A 23,236-nucleotide genomic window follows, 5' to 3' on the forward strand; every position below is an offset into this window, starting at 1 on the left:
ACAGTCGGGCCAAACGCCAAACTCCGCGGCAGGGTGGGCCCTACGAGGCCCTGCCGCGGCAAGCGATGACTACGAGCTGCTTCCGCATGATGGGACCAGGGTACGGGCAGCCACGTCGACCGCAGGGCAGGTTGCCCCGCGTGTCTCGCCCGATGAGACGGCGGAGGTGGGCGCCGCGCGCGCGGGTGCCAGACTGGCGAGGTGAGCGCTCCTTCGCAGATCCCCGACCTCGTGGCGCGGTCGCTCGACCTCGCCCGTCAGCGGGGGTTCATCACGTCGACCCGCCACGAGACGGGCCGGCTCCTGGCGGCGCTCGCCGCGTCTCGCGAGGGCACGCTCGCCGAGCTGGGCACCGGCACCGGCGTCGGCTCGGCCTGGCTGTCCAGCGGCGCACCCAAGGCCGCCAGGATCGTGAGCGCCGAGCTCGATCCCTCCCTCGCGGGCGACGTCCAGAAGATCTTCGCCGACGTCGACAACGTCGAGATCGTCGCGGGCGACTGGTCGACGCTCGAGCAGTACGCCCCGTTCTCGTTGCTGTTCGTCGACGTGCGCGAGGTCATGGAGCAGATCGACGTGCTGGCCGACCTGATGCAGCCCGGCGGCATCGTGGTGCTCGACGACTTCGTGCCGTCGGTCCACTGGCCACCGATCGTCGACGGTCAGGTCGACGTGGTGCGCGAGCAGTGGCTGACCGACGACCGGTTCGCCGCGGTCGAGCTGCTCATCGACGAGGGCGCGTCCCTCGTCATCGCGACACGCCGTTGACCGGTTCCGGACCAGGCGCCGAGGCGCCGGGCCGCTCGGGCCGGCGCACCTGCGTGAGCGGCAGGAACAGCTGCACCACGGGACCGATCGCGAGCGCGTAGAGCACGGTGCCGACACCCACGGTGCCCCCGAGGACGAAGCCGACCACGAGCACCGTGACCTCGAGGCTGGTCCGCACGAGCCGCACGCTGCGACCGGTGCGCCGCACGATCCCGGTCCAGAGTCCGTCGCGCGGCCCGGTCCCGAGGTCCGCTCCGATGTAGAGGGCCCCGGCGATCCCGTTGCCCACCACGCCGACGAGCAGGAAGCCGACCTGGACGCCGAGCGCGTCGGGCGTCGGGAGCAGGGCGAGCGTGACGTCGACGGCGATGCCGATCAGCACCACGTTGAGCACCGTGCCGATGCCGGGGCGCTGACGCAGCGGGACCCACAGGAGCAGCAGGACCGCACCCACCAGGATCACCACCTGGCCGAACGTGAGGGGCAGGTGGTGCGTCAGCCCTTCGTGGAACACGTCCCAGGGGTCGAGGCCGAGACCGGACTCCACCAGCAGGGCCATGGTGGCCCCGTAGAGCCACAGGCCGATCACAAGCTGCACCATCCGACGCGTCATCCGCCGCCCTCGAAGGGCGCGAGCGAGGTTCAGCGTGGCCATGAGCGCATCCTCTCCTGGTCGTCGCGGACGAGCGGACGCGGTCGCAGTCCGAGCCCGTCGCTGGCCAGGACACGCATGCCGGCCGCCAGCCCCAGGAGAGCCAGCGGCACCAGGACGAGGAGGAGCCAGAAGGTGATCATGAGCCGAGCCTGGACCGCAGGTGGCCTGATCGACCAGAGCCACTTGGCGGATCCTGGACGCAGCCACTCAGGGCCAAGTGGCCCTTTCGGTCAGGTCCAATCATCCTGCATGCTGGTGGCGTGGACCCCAGCACCTCCGCCTTCCGGCTCGCCGCGATGATCGGGACGTTGCCCGACGGACCTGCCTACCGGAACCTCGCGGACACGATCCGCCTGCTGGTCGTCGACGGCCGCCTGCTCGACGGCACTCGGCTGCCCAGCGAACGCTCGCTGGCCCAGGCCATGGGGCTGAGTCGCACCACCACGACCCGCGCGTACGACGAGCTGCGCCGCCGTGGCGTGCTCCACTCCCGCCAGGGAAGCGGCAGCGTGCTCCGGGTACCGACGAGCTCCACCACCGCCAGCAGCCTCATCGTCGACCCCGACGACCCCGACACCATCGCCCTGACCTTCTCCGCCCCCACCGGCCCGTCCGGCCTCACCCGCGCCTTCGGCGCCGCCGCCGAGCAGCTCCCGTCGCTCCTCACGACGTCGGGCTACCTGCCCGACGGACTGCCCGCACTGCGCGAGGTGATCGCCGAGGGGTACGTCGCCGCAGGCCTGCCGACGGACCCGGACCAGATCATCGTCACCAACGGGGCACAGGGTGCGATCTCGCTGGTCGGTCGCACGTTCGGCCGACCCGGTGCCGGCCTGCTCGTGGAGGGCACCAGCTACCCGCACGGTGTCGAGTCGTTGACCGGCTTCGGCTACCGCACCACTCCCCTGCCCATCGGCGAGGACCCGTGGGACGCCGACGCGGCCGCAGCGGCCGCGCCCCACGTGGAGGCCGCGTACCTGATCCCCGACTTCCACAACCCCACCGGTGCCGTCATGCCCGTGGAGACACGACTCCGGCTCGCCCACACGCTGCGCCGGCACCAGGTGCTCACGATCGTGGACGAGTCCATGCGTCGGCTCGACCTCGCCGGGGAGGGGCTGCCCGCGTCCTACGCCGCGCACGACCCGGACGCGATCGTCGTCGACTCCCTGTCGAAGGTCCTCTGGGGTGGACTGCGGATCGGCTGGATCCGCGCACCCCGCCGTCACGTGACGGCCCTGCTCCAGTCGCGCATGCGACACGACCTCGGCACCGCCGCGTTCGACCAGCTCGTGGCCGCCGAGGTGCTTCGCCACGACCAGCACCTGTTCGACGAGGCCGTGGTGCGACTGCGCCGACAGCGGGCCGCCATGGTCGAGGCGCTGGCCGCCCACCTCCCGGACTGGGACGTGCCGGTGCCGCCCGGCGGGCCGAACCTCTGGGTCTGCCTCCCTTCACGCGCGTCGAGCCGGCTCGTCGCCGCGGCCGCGCAGGAGGGGCTGCTGCTCACGCCCGGTCCACGGTTCACGCTCGGTGCTCCCAGTGCCGGCGAACGTCGGCTCCGGCTGCCCTGCACCTCCGCCGAGCACGTGGGCGTCGAGGCCGTCCAGCGTCTGTCGCGCGCGTGGACGGCCGTCGTCTCCGGTCGACGCTGCGAGCCGACCGGCACGAGGGTCGACCTCATCGCCTGAGGGCTTGACCCCCCGCACGCCACGCCTCGTCCCAGAAGTGCCACTCCCGGTCGGTGGCGGCCGCGTAGGCCGTGAGCATCGACCCCTCGAACGTCGACCCCGCGGCCAGTCGGTCAGCCGTGCGCTCGGCGCGCCTGACCGACGCCTCGAAGTCCGCCGAGTCGTACGTGGCGATCCACGGTCCGTAGGGGTGGCGGTCGAGCCCACCGGCCGTTGCAGCCACCTGGCGGCCGACCTCGACGTACACGCGGAAGCACGGGAGCACGGCGGCCACCGCCACCTCGACGGGTGAGTCGAGGGCGTGCTGCGCGAGCATCGCCAGGTAGGCGACGCAGCTCGGTGAGGGCGGGCGTCCATCGACGTCGAGGCCACGCCGCGACAGCTCGCCGAGGTGGAGCGTCCGCTCGGCCGCCACGGCTCCGGCGGCGAGGGTCGCCCAGGTGCCGACGTCCTCGACGTCGTCGAGCCGTGAGGCGATGCGCGCGAGCGCACGCGCATAACCGGCCAGGTAGTGCGCGTCGTCGACCAGGTAGCCCGCGAAGATCTGGTCCGGCAGCGTGCCGTCGGCCAGGCCGGTCACGAACGGGTGCCGGCAGATGTCGGCGTAGCGGTCGGCGACGTGCGACCACGCCCGCTCCGAGAACGGCACGGTGCTCATGACGCCGTCTTCCTCAGGCGGACGAGATGGTCGACCGGACCCCTGCCGCTGCCCACCTGACGGGTGGCACCCGAGACCAGTGCCTCCGTCAGGTAGTCCTTCGCCGACCCGACCGCCTCGCGCAGAGTGGCGCCCAGGGCGAGGTGGGCGGCCACCGCCGCCGACAGCGTGCAGCCCGTGCCGTGGGTGTGCGGCGTCGCGACACGCTCGGCACGGAACCAGGTCGGCCCCTCGGAGTCGAGCAGCACGTCGTCGCTCGACCCGCCGGAGCCGTGGCCTCCCTTGACGAGTGCCGCTCCCGCACCGAGGCCGACCAGGCCTCGTGCCAGCTGCTCCGGCGCCGCGCCCGTCTCCAGTCCTGTGAGCACGACGGCCTCGGGGAGATTCGGGGTGACCAGTGTCGAGCGCGGGACCAACAGGTCGCGGATCGCCGCCTGCGCGTTCCGGGGCAGCAGGCGGTGGCCCGACGTCGACACCATGACCGGGTCGAGGACGACGTTCGGCACGTCGGCGAGCAGGTCGGCCACCAGCGCGACGAGCGCCGGGGAGCCGAGCATGCCGACCTTGACCGCCCGCACGTCCAGGTCGTCGAGCACCGAGCGCAGCTGCCCGCGGACGATGTCGAGCGGGACCGGGTGCACCGCATGGACGCCGGTCGTGTCCTGCGCGGTGACCGCCGTGATCACGGTCGCGCCGTACACACCGAGCGCCGTCGCGGTCTTCAGGTCGGCCTGGATCCCGGCGCCTCCCGACGGGTCCGACCCGGCCACGGTCAGGACCACGGGCTCGCGCGGGCTCATGCGACGCCCCCGTCCCGGTAGGCCAGGGCGGTGTCGACCACGTGCCGCAACCGCCGCGCGGCCCGACCCGGGTCGGCCTGGCCCCCGATCGCACGGACCACGGCGATGCCGTCGAGGCCCGCGGCGACGGCGCTGCGGGCGTTGTCCTCGTCGAGGCCACCGATGCCGACGACGGGGAGCCGGCCGTCGACGCGACGCGCCACGTGAGCCACCCCACGCAGCCCGAGTGGCGGCGCGGTGTCACGCTTGGTCGCGGTGTCGTGCACCGGGCTCACCGCCACGTAGCTGCACGCCGACACCGCAGCCTCGTCGTCGAGCTGGCCCAGGTGCTCCACGGACCACCCGACGAAGGCGTCCGGGCCGACCTGGGCCCGGAGCACCGTGGGGTGTGCGTCCCCGGCGCCGCCGTGCACTCCGGCAGCGGCCCGGACCACGTGGTCATTGCTCAGGAGCGGAACGCCCGACCCCGCCAGCGCGTCGCGGAGCGACTCGACCTGAGCCGTGAGCTCCTCGACGGTCGCGCGCTTCGCCCGCACCTGCACGCACGTCACGCCGCCCTCGACGGCCGGCACCACGACGCGGCGCAGGTCGGACCCGAACGACGGGTCGGTGACGAGGTACAGACGCAGGTCGGGGAACCTCGGGGGCCTCATGCGCCGGGACGGACGTGGGAGCCCAGCTCGAGCCGCCCGGGCTCGGCGAGGCGGTCGACGATCGACACCCGCAGGCTGGCCGGCCCCTCGGCGACCTCGGCCGCCGAGGTCCCGGCGGAGGCCAGCAGCCCCATGGCCCCGGCGGCGGCGGCCACCGGGTCGTCGACGACGGCACAGGCCGCCGCCACGAGGGCGCTCGAGGAACAGCCGAGCGCGGTGATCATCGGCATCCAGCGATGACCACCGTGGACGTGCAGCGCACGGTCGCCGTCGGTGACGAGGTCGACCGGGCCACTGACCACGACGACGCAGCCGTGCTCGCGGGCGACGGTGCGGGCGGCCACGTGGGCGTCCTGCGCGTCGGCCAGGCTGTCGACCCCGCGCGACGCTCCGACCGTGCCGGCCAGCGCCAGCACCTCCCCCGCATTGGCACGCACGACGGTCGGGCGCAGACGCAGCAGGTCGTCGACGAGCTCACGCCGGTAGCGCGTGGCACCCACCGCCACCGGGTCCAGCACCCAAGGTGTGCCGTCGGCCCGTGCCTGCGCCGCGGCCAGCCGCATGCCGTCGGCCCAGCGCGGCGACGGCGTCCCGATGTTCACGTAGACAGCGTCGGCGAGCGCGGCCAGCTCGGCGGACTCCTGAGGATCGTGCACCATGGCGGGCGACGCGCCCACCGCGGACAGCACGTTGGCCGTCAGGTCCATCGAGACGAAGTTGGTGAGGCACTGCACCAGAGGTGCTCGCTCACGTAGGGCCGTGGTGACGGCAGACGTCGGATCCATGTGTCTCCCTCGCGCCGGTGCTAACCGGATCAGGTTCGGCGGGTGTCATCTCAGCCCCTGCGGGGCACCCCGGACGTCCACGACCATAGCGAAGGCCCCCGTCCGTCGGACGGGGGCCTTCGTGGCTCGAGCGGTGCGTCAGCGAGCGGCAGAACCCTCGACGTAGTCATCGTCGGACTGCTTCCACGAGAAGTGGGAGCGCAGCACCTTGCCGGTGGCCTCGATCGGGTGACCCGCCTCCTGCTCGCGCAGGGCGAGGAACTCCGGGGCGCCGGCGTCCTGGTCGTCGATGAAGCGCTTGGCGAACGTGCCGTCCTGGATGTCGGCGAGCACGGCCTGCATGCGCTCCTTGACCGAGGAGTCGACCACGCGCGGTCCGGAGACGTAGTCGCCGTACTCAGCGGTGTCGGAGATGCTCCAGCGCTGCTTGGCGATGCCGCCCTCCCACATGAGGTCGACGATCAGCTTGAGCTCGTGCAGCACCTCGAAGTAGGCGATCTCCGGCTGGTAGCCGGCCTCGGTGAGGGTCTCGAACCCGGCCTGCACGAGGTGCGACATGCCGCCGCACAGCACGGCCTGCTCGCCGAAGAGGTCGGTCTCGGTCTCCTCGGTGAAGGTCGTCTTGATGACGCCGGCGCGGGCGCCGCCGATGGCCTTCGCGTACGAGAGGGCGAGGTCCCAGCCCTGGCCGCTGGCGTCCTGCTCGACGGCGATGATGTCCGGGATGCCGCGGCCGGCCACGAACTCACGGCGCACGGTGTGGCCGGGAGCCTTCGGCGCCACCAGCAGCACGTCGACACCGGCGGGCGGCTTGATGTAGCCGTACCGGATGTTGAAGCCGTGGCCGAACACGAGCGCGTCGCCGTCGACGAGGTTGGGCTCGATGGACTCGGCGTACACGTGGCGCTGCACCTGGTCGGGGGTCAGCACGACGATGACGTCGGCCTCCTCGACGGCGTCGGCGACGCTGAGCACGCGCAGGCCCTCGGCCTCGGCCTTCTCGCGGCTCTTGGAGCCTTCGGCGAGGCCGACGCGGACGTCGACGCCGGAGTCGCGCAGGTTCAGGGCGTGGGCGTGTCCCTGGCTGCCGTAGCCGATGACGGCAACCTGCTTGCCCTGGATGATGCTGAGGTCTGCGTCGTCGTCGTAGAACAACTCGGCCACTGGTATCTCCTCGTGTCGTGGATGGGTTCGTGGGATGGTCAGGCGCTCTGGTGGCCCGGCACCGTCCGCAGCGTGCGGTCGGTGATGGACCGTGCGCCGCGTCCGATCGCGACGCGACCGGACTGGGCGATCTCGCGGATGCCGAACGGCTCGAGCACGTTGAGCATGGCCGTCAGCTTGCCCGAGTCGCCCGTCGCCTCGATGGTGACGGCATCGGTGGACACGTCGACGACCTTGGCGCGGAACAGCTGCACGGTCTCGAGCACCTGCCCACGGGTCTGCGCGTCCGTGCGCACCTTGATGAGCATGAGCTCGCGCTCGACCGCCGACGCCGAGTCCAGCTCGACGATCTTCAGCACGTTCACGAGCTTGTTGAGCTGCTTGGTGACCTGCTCCAGGGGCAGCTCGTCGACGTTGACGACGATCGTCATGCGGGAGATCTCGGGGATCTCCGTGGGGCCGACCGCGAGCGAGTCGATGTTGAACCCGCGCCGCATGAACAGGCTCGAGACGCGGGCCAGGACGCCCGGTGTGTTCTCCACCAGGACGCTGAGCGTGTGCTGCGTTGTCATCAGAGGTCCTCGTCGTCCCACTCGGGCGCCATGTCGCGCGCGATCTTGATGTCGTCGTTGCTCGTGCCGGCCGCGACCATCGGCCAGACCATGGCGTCGCGCTCGACCACGAAGTCGATGACGACGGGCCGGTCGGTGATCGCCATGGCCTCCTCGATGACGGCGTCGAGGTCGTCCTCGCTGTCGCAACGCAGGCCCACGCACCCGTACGCCTCCGCCAGCTTCACGAAGTCGGGGATGCGGCGCGCACCGATGGACTCCGGACCGGTGTTGAGGTCGGTGTTGGAGTAACGGCCCTCGTAGAACAGGGTCTGCCACTGGCGCACCATGCCGAGCGAGGAGTTGTTGATGACCGCGACCTTGATCGGGATGCCCTCGATCGCGCAGGTGGCGAGCTCCTGGTTGGTCATCTGGAAGCAGCCGTCGCCGTCGATCGCCCAGACGACCGAGTCGGGCAGCCCGACCTGGGCGCCCATCGCGGCCGGGACGGCGTAGCCCATGGTGCCGGCGCCACCGGAGTTCAGCCACTGGCGCGGGCGCTCGAAGTCGATGAAGTGCGTCGACCACATCTGGTGCTGCCCGACCCCGGCCGCATAGGTGGCGTCGGGTCCGGCGATGGCGCTGATCCGCTCGATGACGGTCTGCGGTGCGAGCCCCTCGGACGGCTTGTCGTAGCCGACCGGGAACCGCCCCTTGGTCGAGAGCATCCGCTCGCGCCAGGGTCCGTACTCCCCCTGCACGCCGGTCTCCTCGGCCTGCTTGCGCAGCGTGACCACGAGGTCGGCGATGACCTCGCGGCAGTCGCCGACGATCGGCACGTCGACCTCGCGGTTCTTGCCGATCTCGGCCGGGTCGATGTCGGCGTGGATGACCTTGGCACCGGGGGCGAACGTGTCGAGGTTGCCCGTGACCCGGTCGTCGAAGCGCGCGCCGAGCGAGATCAGCAGGTCGGACTTCTGCAGCGCCGCGACCGCGGCCACGGTCCCGTGCATGCCCGGCATGCCGAGGTTCAGCTCGTGGGAGTCGGGGAACGCGCCGCGCGCCATGAGCGTGGTGACCACGGGGATCTGCGTCAGCTCGACCAGCATGGCCAGCTCGGCCGCGGCGTCGGCCTTGATGACGCCGCCACCGACGTAGAGCACCGGCCGCTCGGCGGCCGCGATGAGCCGAGCCGCCTCGCGCACCTGCTTGCCGTGCGGGCGGGTCGTGGGCCGATAGCCCGGCAGGGCGAGCTCGTTCGGCCAGTGGAACGTCGTCGCGGTCTGCAGCGCGTCCTTCGCGATGTCGACGAGCACCGGACCCGGACGTCCCGTGCCGGCGATGTGGAAGGCCTCGGCGACCACGCGCGGGATCTCGGCGGGGTCGGTGACCAGGTAGCTGTGCTTGGTGATCGGCATCGTGATGCCGCGGATGTCGGCCTCCTGGAAGCCGTCGGTGCCGATGAGGCTCGACGACACCTGACCGGTGATCGCGACGACCGGCACGGAGTCCATGTACGCGTCGGCGATGGCCGTCACGAGGTTCGTGGCACCCGGGCCCGAGGTCGCCATGCAGACGCCGACGCGGCCGGTGACCATGGCGTATCCCTGCGCGGCATGCCCGGCGCCCTGCTCGTGACGCACCAGCACGTGCCGGATGCTCGAGTCGAACAGCGGGTCGTAGGCAGGCAGGATCGCACCGCCGGGGATGCCGAAGATGACCTCGACGCCGGCGTGCTCGAGGGAGCGGACGAGGCTCTGCGCACCCGTCAGCGTCTCGGTGCTCGGCCTCGTGACCTGTTCCGTCATCGGTCGTTCCTCGCTTCGGTCCACGGTTCTCGGGTGTTCTGGGCTGGGTGTTCCGGGTGGTGGTCGTGCTGCCGCCGGTCGCTCGTGACGCCGACCCGACGGTGTCCTCGCATGAAAAAACCCTCCGGCCAATGATGGCGTACGGAGGGTGACGCGAGACGGCGGGTCGTCGCGTCAGACATCTACTACGAGCAGCATGGCGTGCACCGCCCCAGTCTGGCCCTCGCCCGGGGCGTGGTCAAGTACTGAGACGGGACGTACCAGCATCCGGACTGGTCCCTCTTCCGCCCACGGCCCGGAACCCCCGCCGGGCCCTCTTCCGCTACGGCCCGGAACCCCCGCCGGGCCCTCTTCCGCCCACGGCCCGGAACCCCCGCCGGGGCGGCGCCGCGTCAGCGGACCTTGCGCGTCGTCGTGCGCACCGTGGCCGTGGCGTAGCCCGGGGCCGTGGCGACCACGCGGACGCTCACCCGGTCACCGCGGAGCTTCTTGCGCAGCGTCAGGCGAGGGCTCGTCGTGGTCGCCACCCGACGACCGTCGGCGTACCAGACGTGGGTGACCTTGGTCCCCGGCGCGGCCCAGCACCGCGACCGACTGGCGACGAGGGTGCGGCCGACCGTGGCCTTGCCGGTCAGGGTGACGCGGGAGCACGGGGTGTTGCGGCCCCGCACCACGACCGCGGTGCTCGCGCTCGTGTCGTTCGACGTGGTCGTGTTCGGCAGGTCCACCCCGACGCGGACCGAGAGCGAACGCCCGAGCTGGCTCGCCGTGGGCACGAAGGTGCGACCCGTGGCCCCGGCGACGGGCCTGCCGTCGGCGAGCCACTGGAAGGTGAACAGGTCGTCGGTGACCGGCATCGGTTCACCGAACCAGTCGTCCTCGACCGTCCACTCCTGCGGGTCCGCCGTGAGCGTCCATCCCACCTTCGGCGTGCCCTTGACGTAGGGCCGCCAGGTGGCGGTGGCTCGGCGCGGGAGGTTGCTGCCGTCGAACCGGACGACGTCGAGTCCGTCGAGGTCACGACCCGCACGGACGTCCACGACCGTGGCCTCGTCCTCGCGCAGCGTCCCGCCGAGCCACATCGCGGGGATGCCCGACCTCTCCTCGGCCGGGACGGCGCGGATCCGGTAGCGGCCGTCACGGACGCCGGCCAGTCGGTAGGAGCCGTCGCTCGCGACAGCGGTGTCGACCTGGTCACCGGCACCGTCGACGGGGACGGCCGTGACCGTCCACGGCGTGGCGTCCCAGGCGCTGCCGTCGGCCTGGACGAGCCGTCCCGCGAGACCGGCTCCGGCGTCGTCTGCCGCCGCAGGACCGGCCACCAGCGCCGCCGCCACGAGGACGGGTGCGACCACGACCACGACCACCCGACCCAGGCGTCCGACGCCCCGACCGAACCTCGACCTGCTCGACATGGCGGCCCTCCCCTGCTCTCCGCTCTTGGAGAGTAGGGCGCCCCAGGACGCTGACGCCGCTTCGCGGATCTTTCCGGGACCAAAGCCGGCGAAGTCCATGACCTAGGTCAAGTGGACCGGCCGGCCACGCTCACCAGGGTGAGACGTCGTAGTCCTTGAGGAACACGCCGTGCACGTCCTCGCCCGCCTCGCCCCGCACGATCGGGTCGTACACGCGCGCCGCACCGTCGACCAGGTCGAGGGGAGCCTTGAAGCCCTCCTCCGCCAGGCGGACCTTCGTGGTGTGCGGCCGTTCGTCGGTGATCCAGCCGGTGTCGACCGCGGTCATGAGGATGCCGTCGGACTCCAGCATCTCGCCCGCACTCGTGCGCGTGAGCATGTTGAGCGCGGCCTTGCTCATGTTCGTGTGGGGGTGCCCGGGTCCCTTGTACCGCCGGGAGAACTGCCCTTCCATCGCCGAGACGTTCACGACGTACGTGCGCCGCGCGGGAGAGGCCGCGAGCGCAGGCCGCAGGCGGCTGATCAGCAGGAACGGCGCCGTCTGGTTGCACAGCTGGACCTCGAGCAGCTCCAGCGCGTCGACCTCCGAGACGGTCTGCACCCAGCTGTTCGTGTCGACGACGTCGGGCACCAGTCCCCCGGCGTCGATCCGGCTCAGGTCGGCCGACCCCGCGGTGAGCGCCTGCTCCAGACGATGCGTCCGCTCGGTGAGCGCGTCCGCCGTCGAGGCGTCGCCGGCCAGCACGGGGTGCGACTCCACCGAGCCGACGAGTGCGGCGGGGTGCAGGTCGCTCGTGTGGCCGAACGTGACGAGCTCGGGTCCGCCCGTCTCGTACGTCAGCCCGGGCGGGAGCGGGGCGTCCTCCGCCTCGGCCAGAGGACCGTACGCCCCCGGCGACCGACGGACCGTCTGCGCTGCGTTGTTGATGAGGATGTCGAGGTGACCGCGGGACGCGAGGTCGTCGGCCAGCCCGACCACCTGTGCCGGGTCGCGCAGGTCGATGCCCACCACGCGGAGCCGGTGCAGCCAGTCGGCGCTGTCGGGCAGCCCGGCGAACCGCCGCACCGCGTCGCGCGGGAACCGGGTCGTGATCGTGGTCTCGGCGCCGTCGCGCAGCAGCCGCAGCGCGATGTACATGCCGATCTTCGCGCGGCCGCCGGTCAGCAGCGCCCGACGCCCGGTGAGGTCGGTGCGCGCATCCCGCTTGGCGTGGCTCAGGGCCGCGCACTCCGGGCAGAGCTGGTGGTAGAACGCGTCGACCAGCGTGAACTTGCGCTTGCAGACGTAGCAGCCGCGAGGCACCTGCAGGACCCCGGCGGTCGCACCCCGTGCCGTGGACGTCAGGGCGATCCCGGCGGTCTCGTCGTCGATGCGCTGCGCCGAGCCCGTGGCGGTCCGCTCCACGACCTCACGATCGGCGGCGGCCGTCGCGTCCCGCGCCGCCTTGCGACGCTGCTTCTTGACGTCCTTGTAGAACCGACCGCAGGCACGTCGCAGCGCGACGTACGACGCGTCGTCCTCGGTGAGGTGCTGCGCCTCACCGAGCACCTTCAGGGCGGTGGCGAGCTCCTCGTCGGTGAAGTCGGCCACTCCTGCTACCCGGTGACGGCGCCGTGCGCCGCGGAGCTGACCAGCTTGCGGTACTTGGCGAGCACGCCGGACGTGTACTTCGGGGCCATGGGCTCCCAGCCGACCTTGCGCCGCTCGAGCTCGTCGTCGTCGATCTCCACCTCGAGGGTCCGGTTGGCGACGTCGAGCGTGATCGGGTCGCCGTCGGCCACGAAGGCGATCGGTCCACCGTCGACCGCCTCGGGCGCCACGTGCCCGACGCACAGGCCGGTCGTGCCCCCGGAGAAGCGGCCGTCGGTGAGCAGCAGGACGTCCTTGCCCAGGCCTGCGCCCTTGATGGCGCCGGTGATCGCGAGCATCTCGCGCATGCCCGGACCGCCCTTCGGACCCTCGTTGCGGATGACCACGACGTCGCCCGCGGCGATGGTGCCGTCCTCCAGCGCGTCCATGGCGGCGCGCTCGCCGTCGAAGACCCGCGCCGTCCCGGTGAAGACGTCGGAGTCGAAGCCGGCGCTCTTGACCACGGCTCCCTCGGGCGCGAGCGAGCCGCGCAGGATCGTGAGGCCGCCCGTCTTGTGGATCGGTGCGTCGAGCGGGCGGATGATGTCGCCGTCCAGACCCAGGTCGATGTCGGCCAGGTTCTCGGCCATGGTGCGACCGGTGACCGTCATGACGTCGCCGTGCATGAGCCCTGCGTCGAGCAGCGCCTTCATGATGACGGGGATGCCGCCGACCTTGTCGACGTCGTTCATGACGTAGCGGCCGAAGGGCTTGAGGTCGCCCAGGTGGGGCACCTTGTCCCCGACCCGGTTGAAGTCGTCGAGCGTGAGCGGGACACCGGCCTCGCGGGCGATCGCGAGCAGGTGCAGCACGGCGTTGGTGGAGCCGCCGAGCGCCATGACGACGGTGATGGCGTTCTCGAACGCCTCGAGCGTCATGATGTCGCGTGCGGTGATGCCGCGACGCAGCAGCTCGACGACGGCCTCGCCGGACTTCTCGGCATAGTCGTCACGACGACGGTCGGGCGCCGGCGGGGCGGCCGAGCCGGGCAGGCTCATGCCGAGCGCCTCGGCGGCCGAGGCCATCGTGTTGGCGGTGTACATGCCGCCGCACGCGCCCTCGCCCGGGCAGATCGCCCGCTCGATGCGGTCGACCTCCTCGCGGGTGATGAGACCGCGCATGCAGGCACCGACGGCCTCGAAGGCGTCGATGATCGTGACGTCCTTGCCGTCGACGTTGCCCGGCATGATCGAGCCGGCGTAGAGGAACACGCTGGAGAGGTCGAGCCGGGCGGCGGCCATGAGCATGCCGGGCAGACTCTTGTCGCAGCCGGCCAGCAGCACGGAGCCGTCGAGTCGCTCGGCCATCATGACCGTCTCGACGGAGTCGGCGATCACCTCGCGGCTCACCAGCGAGAAGTGCATGCCCTCGTGACCCATGCTGATGCCGTCGGAGACGCTGATGGTGCCGAACTCGAGCGGGTACCCGCCCGCGGCGTGCACGCCGGTCTTCACGGACTTGGCGAGCCGGTCGAGCGAGAGGTTGCAGGGCGTGATCTCGTTCCAGCTCGACGCGACGCCGATCTGCGGCTTGACCCAGTCGTCGTCACCCATGCCGACGGCACGCAGCATGCCGCGCGCGGCGGTCTTCTCCAGGCCGTCGGTGACGTCGCGGCTGCGGGGCTTGATGTCGACGCCGGGCTCCGGCGTCGGGGCAGGACGGCTGTCGGGGGTCTCGCTGGGCATGGGCTGATCCTACGACCGGGGTCTGCGACCCCGTCCCCGGCCGCCACCGACACCCGGTCAGGAGGTCAGGAGGTCGCGGCGTCGGCGCGGGCGAGCAGTCGGACGGCCAGGGCGCGCAGACGGTCCTCGTCGTCGCGACGGGCGACCTGCAGGCGAGCGCTCATGGCCTGGGGCGTGATGCCGAGCTGCTCGGCGGCTGCTCGCTGCGTGGCGTGGCGCCGCACCTCGTCGACCGCCTCCTGGCCGTCCGGCGAGCGGTCCACGACGAGCCGGCCCAGCACCTGCAGGACGGTCTCGGCGTCGAGGGCGTCCTGGGCGTCGCGACCCTCACCCGCCTCCAGCGCCACGCCCGCGGTGCACCGTGCCGCTCGCTCGACCGCGACCCGAGCCGCGAAGAGCGCAGGACCCCGAGCCGCGCGGACCGAGGGCGGTGTCGGCGAGTCGACGTCCCCGACCCCCACCCCGATCCACCAGCGGCCGGTGCGGGCCACCTGGGTGACCACCTCGACGGCGACCTCCGGCACCGAGACGAGGCCCTGGACCTCGTCTCCCACGGTGCGCTCGAACGCGCGAACGGTCTCGGCGCCGGCGAGGAGGTCCAGGAGCCCCGGCACCTCGTCGTCGGACAGACGGCTCCCCCGCTGGTCGATGGTGAGGGCGAACATGGGAGACAGTGTATCAATGCCTGAGGCTTGATTCTCAGGAATCAAGTCTAGAGACTTGATTGCACGACGACATGTCGCCCTCCCCTGGCACGATGGCGCGCGAGGAGGTGCCATGACCGATGCGACCGACGACGTCAGCCGACACCTGACCACCGGCGACCTGCCGGCGCCCGAGCCCGACGGCGATGCCGCGCCCCACCACGAGCGAGCGGTCGGGGCCGGGTCGCTCGAGGTCGGGCCGCTCGAGGTCGAGCTCAGCATCCTCGCCGAGGCCCGCAACGAGGTGGGCGCCGCCGACCACAAGGCGTCCATGGTGCTCGCCGTCCTCGGCATCGGCTTCGGTGCGCTGCTCGCCGGCCTGCTGGCCCGGGACTGGAGCCCGGCGGAGCTCGAGCCGTTCGGGCGCGGCGTCTGGACCGTGGGCGCGCTGCTCGCGGGCGGGTCCGTCGGGGCTGCAGCGTGCGCGGTATGGCCCCGCTTCACCGTTCCCCCGCCGTCGCCGCACGTGTACTACTGGGGGCACGTGGCGGCCTTCGCCTCGCGCGACGACCTGGACGAGACCCTCGAGGCCCACCCGCCGACGTTGCCTGCGCGCACCCGGCACCAGCTCTACGAGCTGTCGCGGATCGTGGCGCGCAAGTACCACTGGGTGCGGGTCGCGATGCGCCTCGCGGGCGCGTCGGTGCCGTTCTTCCTGCTCGCCGCCCTCACCGGCTACTGAGGGTCGGGGCCGGCTACCGCTCCCCTCAGCAGCAAGGCGTGGGCGTGCAGCACGGCGTGGGCGCCGCTGCGTCGCAGGTTCTGCGAGACCGCGGAGGGGCTGATGCCCTCCCGCTCGGCCAGCTCGGCCTGGGTGCGTCCGCCGAGCACACCGCGCAGCAGGCGACGGGAACGGACCGGCATGCCCGTCACGATCTCGTCGCGCAGCAGCAGGAGGGCGTCGACGTACGCCGGGTCGGGGCGGGCCGGGTCGTCGGGTGCGTCCGGCGCGACGACGAACCAGGTGCGCAGCGTCCGGTCCCGCGCGGTCTCGCGGGCCTTCGCCTCGTCGATGGCGTCGCGTGCCGCCCACCAGCCGGGGCCGTCCTGGAGCAGCCCCACCGCACCCGTCCCCAGGTGCTGCACGGCTCCCACCCCGATCCCGGCCCGTGCGTCGAGCTCCTCGGGCAGCTCGAGACGAAGCAGCAGGGTGGCCCGCAGGGCCTCCTCGACCGTGCGGTACCGGGCTTGGGCCTCGTCGCCCAGCGTCGGCTCGAGGGCCTGCTCGGCAGGCACCGCCGCGTTGACCGCCGCCAGAGCCTGGGTGAACGCCCGGTGGACCCAGGCGCGATCGCCGTGGCGGCGCGAGCCGACGAGGTCCACGATTACCGTCACTCGCGTGTGAACCTTCACCATGGAGATAAGCCTATGCGTTCAGGTAAGACAGAATCTGGACCTGGCACGATGGGTTCATGCGCATCGCCTGGGCCTGCGGGGCCGACTTCCGCGAGGTCGACGCCGACCTCCCCCTGCTCACCGCCGCCGTCGCGGAGGTCGGGATCGATGCCGAGACCGCCGTCTGGGACGACCCCGACGTCGACTGGGCCTCCTACGACCTCGTGGTCGTGCGGTCGTGCTGGGACTACGTCCCACGGCGCGACGCGTTCCTCGCCTGGGCCGACAGCGTGCCCCGGCTGGCGAACTCGGCCGGCGTGCTGCGCTGGAACACCGACAAGACCTACCTCCGCCAGCTCGTCGACGCCGACGTGGCCGTGGTCGAGACGGCCTGGTCCGTCCGGTCCGCCGGGGCGTTGCCGGAGGCCGACGAGTGGGTCGTGAAGCCGACCATCTCCGCGGGCTCCGCCGACACGGCGCGCTGGAGCGATCCCGAGCGGGCCGTCGCCCACAGCCGCAGCCTGCTCGACGCCGGCCGGCCGACCATGGTCCAGCCGTACGTCGCCTCCGTCGACACCGACGGCGAGACGGGTCTGCTGCTCTTCGACCGGACGTACTCCCACGCCTTCCGCAAGGGCGCACTGCTCGTGGGCGAGGGTGACCCTCGCGGGCTGCCCGAGCTGAAGGAGGACATCGCGTCGAGGGACGCCACGCCGGAGCAGGTGGCCTTCGCCGAGCGCGCCGTGTCGGTCGCGCGCGACCTGGTGGGCGACGACCTGCTCTACGCCCGGGTGGACGTGGTGACCGGATCCGACGGCGACCTGCGACTCATGGAGCTCGAGCTGACCGAGCCGTCGTTCTTCCTCGACCACACCCCCACCGGCGCGGCGGCGTTCGCGACCGCCCTGCAGCGTCGGCTCGGGGTCTAGGGCCACTCGACCGCGAGGCACCGGTTCCGGCGAACGCGTTGCGGGCGGGGGCCGGAGGAGGCAGGATCGACGCCCGTGACCTCGACTCCCGGACTCGTGCGCTTCTACGACGTGACGAGTGCCGACGGCACACGCCTGAGGGCCTGGACGAACGACGCCGACGGCCCCACCGTGCTCCTGTGCAACGGGCTGGGGACCAACCCCTACGCGTGGCCCACCCTGCTGCGTCCGGACTGCGGCGTGCGCGTCGTCTCGTGGAACCACCGCGGCGTCGGAGGGTCGGCACGACCCAAGGACGGCCGGGTCGATCTCGATGCGTACGTGGAGGACGCCCTGGCGGTCATGGACCACGCCGGGATCGAGTCGGCCCCCCTGCTGAGCTGGTCGGCCGGGGTGACCGTGGCCTTCGAGCTGGCCGGACGCCACCCCGACAGGGTGGAGGGGGTCCTCGCCGTCGCGGGCGTGCCGGGCAACACCTTCGGCACGATGCTTGCACCGCTGCACGTCCCGCCGTTCCTGGCCCGCCAGCTGATGGTGGGCCTGGCGCGCATCACCACCGTGACCGGGCACGGCATCGCCCCCCTGACGACCCGGATCCCCTGGACGCGCTCCACCACCAACATCCTGCGTCGCACCCGACTCATCGACCCGGCGGCCGACACCGCGGAGCTGCAGGCGATGGTGAAGGAGTTCTGCACGACGCATCCCGCCTGGTACGCGAAGCTCGCGCTCGGCGTGGCCGAGCACTCCCGCGTCTCGCTCTCCTCGATCGACGTGCCCACCACGTTCGTGTCCGGCCGGTGGGACGTGCTCACGGGCGCGCGCGACATGTACACCGCGTCGCAGGCCGTGAAGCGCTCCCGCTACCGCGAGCTCGACGCCACGCACTTCATCCCGGTCGAGCAGCCCGAGGTCGTGCGCGAGGAGCTGCGGCTGCTGCTGGAGCGCATCGACGCGCTGCGCGGAGCCTGAGGCCGCACCGGTTCAGGCCGGGGCGTCGGCCCAGGAGGCGCGCCCGTCACCGGTGATGGGGATCGCCGGGCCCGGTGTGACCCGCGGGCGCAGCGTCGCCTCGCCGAGGCCGCGGACGCGAGCCAGCCACTCGCGCGCACGTCGACCGCCCTCGCTGACGACGTAGCCCTCGACGTCGAGACCGGCCGCGACGCCCAGGTCGACCGTCCGTGCCGCGTAGACGCCCTGGGTGACGACGATCGCGTCGTCGACGCCGAACACGTCCCGGGCGCGCCGCATGGTGTGCCACGTGCTGAAGCCCGCGTAGTCGGTGAAGACGTCGGCCGCGGGCACGCCGGCCTCGAGCACCGCCTGGCGCATCGCGTCGGGCTCGTTGTAGGTGCTGGTGCCGTTGTCGCCCGACAGAAGGATCTTCTCCACCAGGCCCGCCTCGTGGAGGGCGACGGCGGCCCGCACGCGCTCCTCGACCGGCCGCCCGAGCGTTCCGTCCGGATAGACGCCGGCGCCCGGCACGATCACGACCTGCGCCGGGCCGAGGTCGTCGACGTCACGCGTCAGGTCGTCGGAGGTCCGACCCACCACCACGAGGTTCGCGACCACGACCGACGAGCCGACGAGCGCGGTGACGGCGAGACCCGCGATGCCGAGGAAGCGCGACATGGACCGGCTCACGGGTCGACGCCGTCCGGGGCGCTCGTCATCGTGACGGGCTCATCCGCCGAGCTTCTCGAGGATCAGCTCGCGCACGCGCCCGGCGTCGGCCTGGCCCCGCATCTCCTTCATGACGGCGCCGATGAGCGCCCCGGCGGCCTGCACCTTGCCGTCGCGGATCTTCTGGGCGACGTCGGGGTTGGCCGCGATGGCGGTGTCGACGGCAGCGCCGAGCGCACCGTCGTCGGACACGACCTCGAGCCCGCGCGCGGTCACGACCTCCTCGGGCGTGCCCTCGCCGGCCAGCACGCCCTCCAGCACCTGCCGAGCGAGCTTGTCGTTGACGCGACCGGAGTCGATCAGGGCCTGCACGCCCGCGACCTGCTCCGGCGTGACGCCCAGCTCGTCGAGGCCGGTGCCGGACTCGTTGGCGCGGCGCGCCAGCTCACCGAGCCACCACTTCTTCGCCGCCGCCGGGGTGGCCCCGGCCGCGACCGTGGCCACGACGAGCTCCAGCGCACCGGCACCCACGGTGTCGCGCATGTCGAGGTCGGAGAAGTCCCACTCCGCCTGCAGCCTCTTGCGCCGCTCGGCGGGAGGCTCGGGCAACGTGCCCCGCAGCTCGTCGACCCAGGCGCGCGACGGCGCGACCGGCGCGAGGTCGGGCTCGGGGAAGTAGCGGTAGTCGTCGGCGTCGGACTTGGGGCGGCCGGGCGACGTGGTGCCGTCGGACTCGTGGAAGTGGCGCGTCTCCTGCAGGATGCTCTGCCCGGCGTCGAGCACGCCGGCGTGCCGGGTGACCTCGAAGCGCACCGCCCGCTCCACCGAGCGGAAGGAGTTGACGTTCTTGGTCTCGCTGCGGGTGCCGAGCGTGGACGAGCCGGTCGGCTTGAGGGACAGGTTCACGTCGGCGCGCAGCGAGCCCTGGTCCATGCGGGCGTCGGAGACACCGAGCGCCACCATGAGGTCGCGCAGGTGCTGGACGTAGGCGCGGGCCACGAGCGGGGCCCGGTCGGCCGGCACCTCGATCGTGCGGGTGACGATCTCGATCAGTGGGATGCCGGCCCGGTTGTAGTCGAGCAGCGAGTGGTCGGCGCCGTGGATGCGTCCGGTGGCACCGCCGACGTGCAGGGACTTGCCGGTGTCCTCCTCCATGTGGGCGCGCTCGATCTCGATGCGGAACGTCTCGACCCCACCGTCCGGCAGAGGGACGTCGAGGTCGACGTAGCCGTCGAAGGCGATCGGCTCGTCGTACTGCGACGTCTGGAAGTTCTTCGGCATGTCCGGGTAGAAGTAGTTCTTGCGCGCGAAGCGGCACCACTCGGCGATCTCGCAGTTGAGCGCGAGCCCGATGCGGATGGCCGACTCGACCGCCTTGGCGTTCACGACGGGCAGGGCGCCCGGCAGGCCCAGGCAGACGGGGCACACCTGGGTGTTGGGCTCGGAGCCGAACACGGTCGCACAGCCGCAGAACATCTTCGTGGCGGTGTTCAGCTCGACGTGGACCTCGAGCCCGAGGACCGGGTCGTAGCGCTCGATCGCCTTCTCGAACGGGACGAGCGCGGGGGTGGTCTGGGTGCTCATCGGGTCGCTCCTGCGTCGATCTCGCTCAGCCGTGGTGCCGCGACGAGCCGCTCGAGGGCCGCCCCGACGTTGTACAGACGGTCGTCGGCCTGGGCTGGGGCGAGCACCTGCACGCCGACCGGCAGGCCCGTGTCGCTCGCCAGCCCGACCGGGAGGCTGAGCCCCGGCACGCCGGCGAGGTTGGCCGGGATGGTCGCGATGTCCTCGAGGTACATGGCCAGCGGGTCCTCGCTCTTCTCCCCCAGGCGCCAGGCCGTGGTGGGCGCGGTGGGCGAGACCAGCACGTCGACCTGCTCGAACGCGGCTGCGAAGTCGCGCGCGACGAGGGTGCGCACCTTCTGCGCCGAGCCGTAGTAGGCGTCGTAGTAGCCGCTCGACAGGGCGTACGTCCCGAGGATGATGCGGCGCTTGACCTCGTCGCCGAAGCCGGCGTCACGGCTGACGGCCATGACCTGCTCGGCGCTGGGGCCGTCGACGCCGTCGGGCGCGACGCGCACGCCGTACCGCATGGCGTCGAAGCGGGCCAGGTTGCTGGACACCTCGCTCGGCATGACCAGGTAGTAGGCGGCGATGCCGTGCACGAAGCTCGGGCACGAGATCTCGACGACCTCGGCGCCCGCCTTGGCGAGCAGCTCGACGGACTCGTCGAAGCGCTGCTGGACGCCGGGCTGGAAGCCCTCTCCACCGAGCTCCTTCACGACACCGACCCGCAGGCCGGCGACGTCGCCGCGGCGGGCCGCGGCCACGACGTCGGGCGTCGGCGCGTCGATGCTGGTGGAGTCCATCGGGTCGTGACCGGCGAGCACCTCGTGCAGCAGGGCCGCGTCGAGCACGGAACGGGCCATCGGGCCGACCTGGTCCAGGCTGCTGGCCATGGCGATGACGCCGTAGCGCGAGACACCGCCGTAGGTCGGCTTGACGCCCACGATGCCGGTCATGGCGCCGGGCTGACGGATGGATCCGCCGGTGTCGGTGCCGAGGGCCAGGGGCGCCTCGTAGCCGGCCACGGCGGCCGCGGACCCACCACTGGAGCCGCCGGGGATGCGCTCGGTGTCCCAGGGGTTGCGCGCCGGCTTGTAGGCCGAGTGCTCGTTGGACGAGCCCATGGCGAACTCGTCGAGGTTGGTCTTGCCGAGGATCGGCAGACCCGCGGCACGCAGACGACCGACGACGGTCGCGTCGTAGGGCGGGACCCAGCCCTCGAGGATGCGCGAACCGGCCGTGGTGGGCTGGCCGACGGTGTTGATGAGGTCCTTCACGGCCACCGGGACGCCGGCGAGCGTCGCCAGCTGCTCCCCCGCTGCACGTCGCGCGTCCACGTCGGCCGCCGTGGCCAGCGCACCCTCGGCGTCGACGTGCAGGAAGGCGCCGAGCCGCTCGTCGACGTCGGCGATGCGGTCGAGGTGGGCCTGGGTGACGGCCACGGACGTGAGGGTGCCGTCGGCGAGGCCGTCGGCGATCTCGGCGGCCTCGAGCCGGGTGAGGTCGCTCATCACTCCTCCCCGAGGATCTGCGGGACGAGGAAGCGCTGCTCCTCGCTCGCCGGGGCGCCGGCGAGGGCCTCGTCGGGCGTCAGGCCGGGGCGGACCTCGTCGGCGCGGAACACGTTGCTGATCGGCACCGGGTGGCTCATCGGCTCCACGTCGGCGGCAGCTGCCTCCTGGACGGCGGCGACGTGGTCGAGGATCGCCGGGAGCTCGGCGCCGAGCCGGTCCAGCTCGTCCTCGCTGAGCGAGATGCGCGCGAGGCTCGCCAGGTGGGCGACGTCCTCACGCGAGATGGCCGACGACATGCGTCTCCCTTGCAGGCTCGGGTGCGGGTACCGACCCATCGTAGTGACGTGTCACCTGGCGTTCACCACGCTCCCCTAGCCTCCCGCTCGTGATCGACACCGTGGCCGCCCAGCACCTCACCGACTTCACCGTCGACGACTCCGACGACGACGACCCCGTGCTCCTGGATCCCTCCGGCGTGCCGGTGGACACCTGGCGCGAGGGCTACCCCTACGGCGAGCGACTCGACCGCACGACGTACGACCTGGAGAAGCGGCTGCTGCAGATCGAGCTGATCAAGCTGCAGCGCTGGGTGAAGGACACCGGGCAGCGGGTCGTGATGGTGTTCGAGGGACGCGACGCGGCCGGCAAGGGCGGCACGATCAAGCGGTTCACCGAGAACCTCAACCCGCGCGGCGCCCGGGTGGTGGCCCTCGTGAAGCCGACCGAGCGCGAGCAGGGCCAGTGGTACTTCCAGCGCTACGTCCACCACCTGCCGACGACCGGCGAGCTCACGTTCTTCGACCGGTCCTGGTACAACCGCGCCGGTGTCGAGCGGGTGATGGGCTTCTGCACGCCCGACCAGTACACCGAGTTCCTCAAGCAGGCGCCGGCGTTCGAGAAGATGCTCGTGAACGACGGCATCCACGTCGTGAAGTTCTGGTTCTCGGTCTCGCGCGCCGAGCAGCTGACCCGGTTCACCATCCGTCAGATCGATCCCGTGCGGCAGTGGAAGCTGTCGCCCATGGACCTCGCCTCCCTCGACAAGTGGGACGCCTACACCGAGGCCAAGGAGGCGATGTTCCGCAGGACCGACACGAAGCACTCCCCCTGGACGGTCGTGAAGAGCAACGACAAGAAGCGTGCCCGCCTGGAGGCCATGCGCCACGTGCTGCACCGCTTCGACTACCCCGGCAAGGACCACGAGGTCGTCCGCATCCCCGACCCGCTCGTCGTGGGCGCGGCGGCCGACCTCTTCGACCCGGACGACGCCGACGTGGACTGAGCGCCGCTCGTCGGCCGCCCCCG

Annotated in this window: 24 protein-coding genes and 1 riboswitch; of the genes, 6 read left to right on the forward strand and 18 right to left on the reverse strand. The window is 72.1% G+C overall.

The features are described from left to right. The first annotated feature begins 201 nt into the window (after positions 1-201). Complete coding sequence (locus tag NUV38_RS03660; RefSeq protein ID WP_055967188.1) at positions 202-765, forward strand: O-methyltransferase; 564 nt, start codon at positions 202-204, stop codon at positions 763-765. Here the strand turns inward: NUV38_RS03660 and NUV38_RS03665 are convergent. After that, positions 746-1,420 carry a YitT family protein gene (locus NUV38_RS03665; protein WP_257727808.1) on the reverse strand — a complete coding sequence of 225 codons (675 nt, stop codon included), beginning with the start codon at positions 1,418-1,420 and terminating at the stop codon, positions 746-748. The genes NUV38_RS03660 and NUV38_RS03665 overlap by 20 nt on opposite strands. Next, positions 1,408-1,560, reverse strand: a complete 153-nt coding sequence (locus NUV38_RS03670; protein WP_257727809.1) for a hypothetical protein — start codon at positions 1,558-1,560, stop codon at positions 1,408-1,410. The genes NUV38_RS03665 and NUV38_RS03670 overlap by 13 nt, the downstream gene beginning before the upstream one ends. A gap of 120 nt (positions 1,561-1,680) precedes the next feature. Between NUV38_RS03670 and NUV38_RS03675 the strand changes: the two genes are divergently transcribed. Further along, positions 1,681-3,111, forward strand: coding sequence for a PLP-dependent aminotransferase family protein (locus NUV38_RS03675; protein WP_257727810.1), 1,431 nt, complete (start codon positions 1,681-1,683; stop codon positions 3,109-3,111). Here NUV38_RS03675 and NUV38_RS03680 read toward each other — a convergent pair. The 11 genes from NUV38_RS03680 to NUV38_RS03730 all read right to left on the reverse strand — a co-directional run bounded on the left by NUV38_RS03680 (position 3,101) and on the right by NUV38_RS03730 (position 14,925). Further along, a complete protein-coding gene (locus tag NUV38_RS03680; protein WP_257727811.1) occupies positions 3,101-3,769 on the reverse strand; it encodes a TenA family protein in 669 nt (222 codons plus the stop codon). The genes NUV38_RS03675 and NUV38_RS03680 overlap by 11 nt on opposite strands. Continuing rightward, the gene (thiD, locus tag NUV38_RS03685) at positions 3,766-4,569 is read right to left on the reverse strand and encodes a bifunctional hydroxymethylpyrimidine kinase/phosphomethylpyrimidine kinase (protein WP_257727812.1); all 804 of its coding nucleotides are present in this window, start codon (positions 4,567-4,569) and stop codon (positions 3,766-3,768) included. Before thiD ends, NUV38_RS03680 begins: the two co-directional genes overlap by 4 nt. Beyond that, positions 4,566-5,222, reverse strand: a complete 657-nt coding sequence (locus NUV38_RS03690; protein ID WP_257727813.1) for a thiamine phosphate synthase — start codon at positions 5,220-5,222, stop codon at positions 4,566-4,568. Before NUV38_RS03690 ends, thiD begins: the two co-directional genes overlap by 4 nt. Beyond that, positions 5,219-6,007 carry a hydroxyethylthiazole kinase gene (gene thiM, locus NUV38_RS03695; protein WP_257727814.1) on the reverse strand — a complete coding sequence of 263 codons (789 nt, stop codon included), beginning with the start codon at positions 6,005-6,007 and terminating at the stop codon, positions 5,219-5,221. The genes NUV38_RS03690 and thiM overlap by 4 nt, the downstream gene beginning before the upstream one ends. After that, a riboswitch (TPP riboswitch) is annotated at positions 5,996-6,089 on the reverse strand. (Overlaps the previous gene by 12 nt.) A 56-nt stretch (positions 6,090-6,145) precedes the next feature. Further along, positions 6,146-7,171: a ketol-acid reductoisomerase gene (gene ilvC / locus NUV38_RS03700; RefSeq protein ID WP_257727815.1), complete on the reverse strand. Its 1,026-nt coding sequence runs from the start codon at positions 7,169-7,171 to the stop codon at positions 6,146-6,148. Between the two features lie 38 nt (positions 7,172-7,209). After that, positions 7,210-7,743, reverse strand: coding sequence for an acetolactate synthase small subunit (gene ilvN, locus NUV38_RS03705; protein ID WP_055967178.1), 534 nt, complete (start codon positions 7,741-7,743; stop codon positions 7,210-7,212). Then, the gene (locus NUV38_RS03710) at positions 7,743-9,530 is read right to left on the reverse strand and encodes an acetolactate synthase large subunit (RefSeq protein WP_374625974.1); all 1,788 of its coding nucleotides are present in this window, start codon (positions 9,528-9,530) and stop codon (positions 7,743-7,745) included. The genes ilvN and NUV38_RS03710 overlap by 1 nt, the downstream gene beginning before the upstream one ends. 392 nt (positions 9,531-9,922) lie before the next feature. Continuing rightward, positions 9,923-10,945, reverse strand: a complete 1,023-nt coding sequence (locus NUV38_RS03715) for a hypothetical protein (protein ID WP_257727817.1) — start codon at positions 10,943-10,945, stop codon at positions 9,923-9,925. Between the two features lie 130 nt (positions 10,946-11,075). After that, positions 11,076-12,536: an SDR family NAD(P)-dependent oxidoreductase gene (locus tag NUV38_RS03720; protein WP_257727818.1), complete on the reverse strand. Its 1,461-nt coding sequence runs from the start codon at positions 12,534-12,536 to the stop codon at positions 11,076-11,078. Between the two features lie 5 nt (positions 12,537-12,541). Next, positions 12,542-14,260, reverse strand: coding sequence for a dihydroxy-acid dehydratase (gene ilvD / locus NUV38_RS03725; RefSeq protein WP_257727819.1), 1,719 nt, complete (start codon positions 14,258-14,260; stop codon positions 12,542-12,544). Positions 14,261-14,325: 65 nt separating this feature from the next. After that, positions 14,326-14,925, reverse strand: a complete 600-nt coding sequence (locus NUV38_RS03730) for a hypothetical protein (protein WP_257727820.1) — start codon at positions 14,923-14,925, stop codon at positions 14,326-14,328. A gap of 112 nt (positions 14,926-15,037) precedes the next feature. On the opposite strand from NUV38_RS03730, the gene NUV38_RS03735 reads away from it, so the two are divergent. Beyond that, positions 15,038-15,646, forward strand: coding sequence for a Pycsar system effector family protein (locus tag NUV38_RS03735; RefSeq protein WP_257727821.1), 609 nt, complete (start codon positions 15,038-15,040; stop codon positions 15,644-15,646). Here the strand turns inward: NUV38_RS03735 and NUV38_RS03740 are convergent. After that, positions 15,640-16,299: a hypothetical protein gene (locus NUV38_RS03740; RefSeq protein WP_257727822.1), complete on the reverse strand. Its 660-nt coding sequence runs from the start codon at positions 16,297-16,299 to the stop codon at positions 15,640-15,642. The two genes, NUV38_RS03735 and NUV38_RS03740, sit on opposite strands and share 7 nt — an antisense overlap. A 77-nt stretch (positions 16,300-16,376) precedes the next feature. Here NUV38_RS03740 and NUV38_RS03745 point away from each other — a divergent pair, with 77 nt between their 5' ends. After that, on the forward strand, positions 16,377-17,228 hold the full coding sequence (locus NUV38_RS03745) for a RimK family alpha-L-glutamate ligase (protein WP_257727823.1): 852 nt from the start codon (positions 16,377-16,379) through the stop codon (positions 17,226-17,228). A gap of 75 nt (positions 17,229-17,303) precedes the next feature. Next, positions 17,304-18,200, forward strand: coding sequence for an alpha/beta fold hydrolase (locus NUV38_RS03750; RefSeq protein ID WP_257727824.1), 897 nt, complete (start codon positions 17,304-17,306; stop codon positions 18,198-18,200). A 12-nt stretch (positions 18,201-18,212) separates the two neighbouring features. On the opposite strand, the gene NUV38_RS03755 is transcribed toward NUV38_RS03750, so the two are convergent. The 4 genes from NUV38_RS03755 to gatC are packed head-to-tail and all read right to left on the reverse strand — an operon-like array spanning position 18,213 to position 22,227. Beyond that, positions 18,213-18,872 (reverse strand): vancomycin high temperature exclusion protein, encoded by a 660-nt coding sequence (locus NUV38_RS03755; protein ID WP_257727825.1) that lies wholly within the window; start codon positions 18,870-18,872, stop codon positions 18,213-18,215. 39 nt (positions 18,873-18,911) lie between these two features. Further along, complete coding sequence (gatB, locus tag NUV38_RS03760) at positions 18,912-20,435, reverse strand: Asp-tRNA(Asn)/Glu-tRNA(Gln) amidotransferase subunit GatB (protein ID WP_257727826.1); 1,524 nt, start codon at positions 20,433-20,435, stop codon at positions 18,912-18,914. After that, positions 20,432-21,928 carry an Asp-tRNA(Asn)/Glu-tRNA(Gln) amidotransferase subunit GatA gene (gatA, locus tag NUV38_RS03765; RefSeq protein WP_257727827.1) on the reverse strand — a complete coding sequence of 499 codons (1,497 nt, stop codon included), beginning with the start codon at positions 21,926-21,928 and terminating at the stop codon, positions 20,432-20,434. The genes gatB and gatA overlap by 4 nt, the downstream gene beginning before the upstream one ends. After that, a complete protein-coding gene (gene gatC, locus NUV38_RS03770) occupies positions 21,928-22,227 on the reverse strand; it encodes an Asp-tRNA(Asn)/Glu-tRNA(Gln) amidotransferase subunit GatC (RefSeq protein WP_257727828.1) in 300 nt (99 codons plus the stop codon). Before gatC ends, gatA begins: the two co-directional genes overlap by 1 nt. A gap of 89 nt (positions 22,228-22,316) precedes the next feature. On the opposite strand from gatC, the gene ppk2 reads away from it, so the two are divergent. After that, on the forward strand, positions 22,317-23,213 hold the full coding sequence (ppk2, locus tag NUV38_RS03775) for a polyphosphate kinase 2 (protein ID WP_200914534.1): 897 nt from the start codon (positions 22,317-22,319) through the stop codon (positions 23,211-23,213). Positions 23,214-23,236 lie beyond the last annotated feature (23 nt).

Source organism: Aeromicrobium sp. 50.2.37, from assembly GCF_024655735.1.
GTDB lineage: Bacteria > Actinomycetota > Actinomycetes > Propionibacteriales > Nocardioidaceae > Aeromicrobium.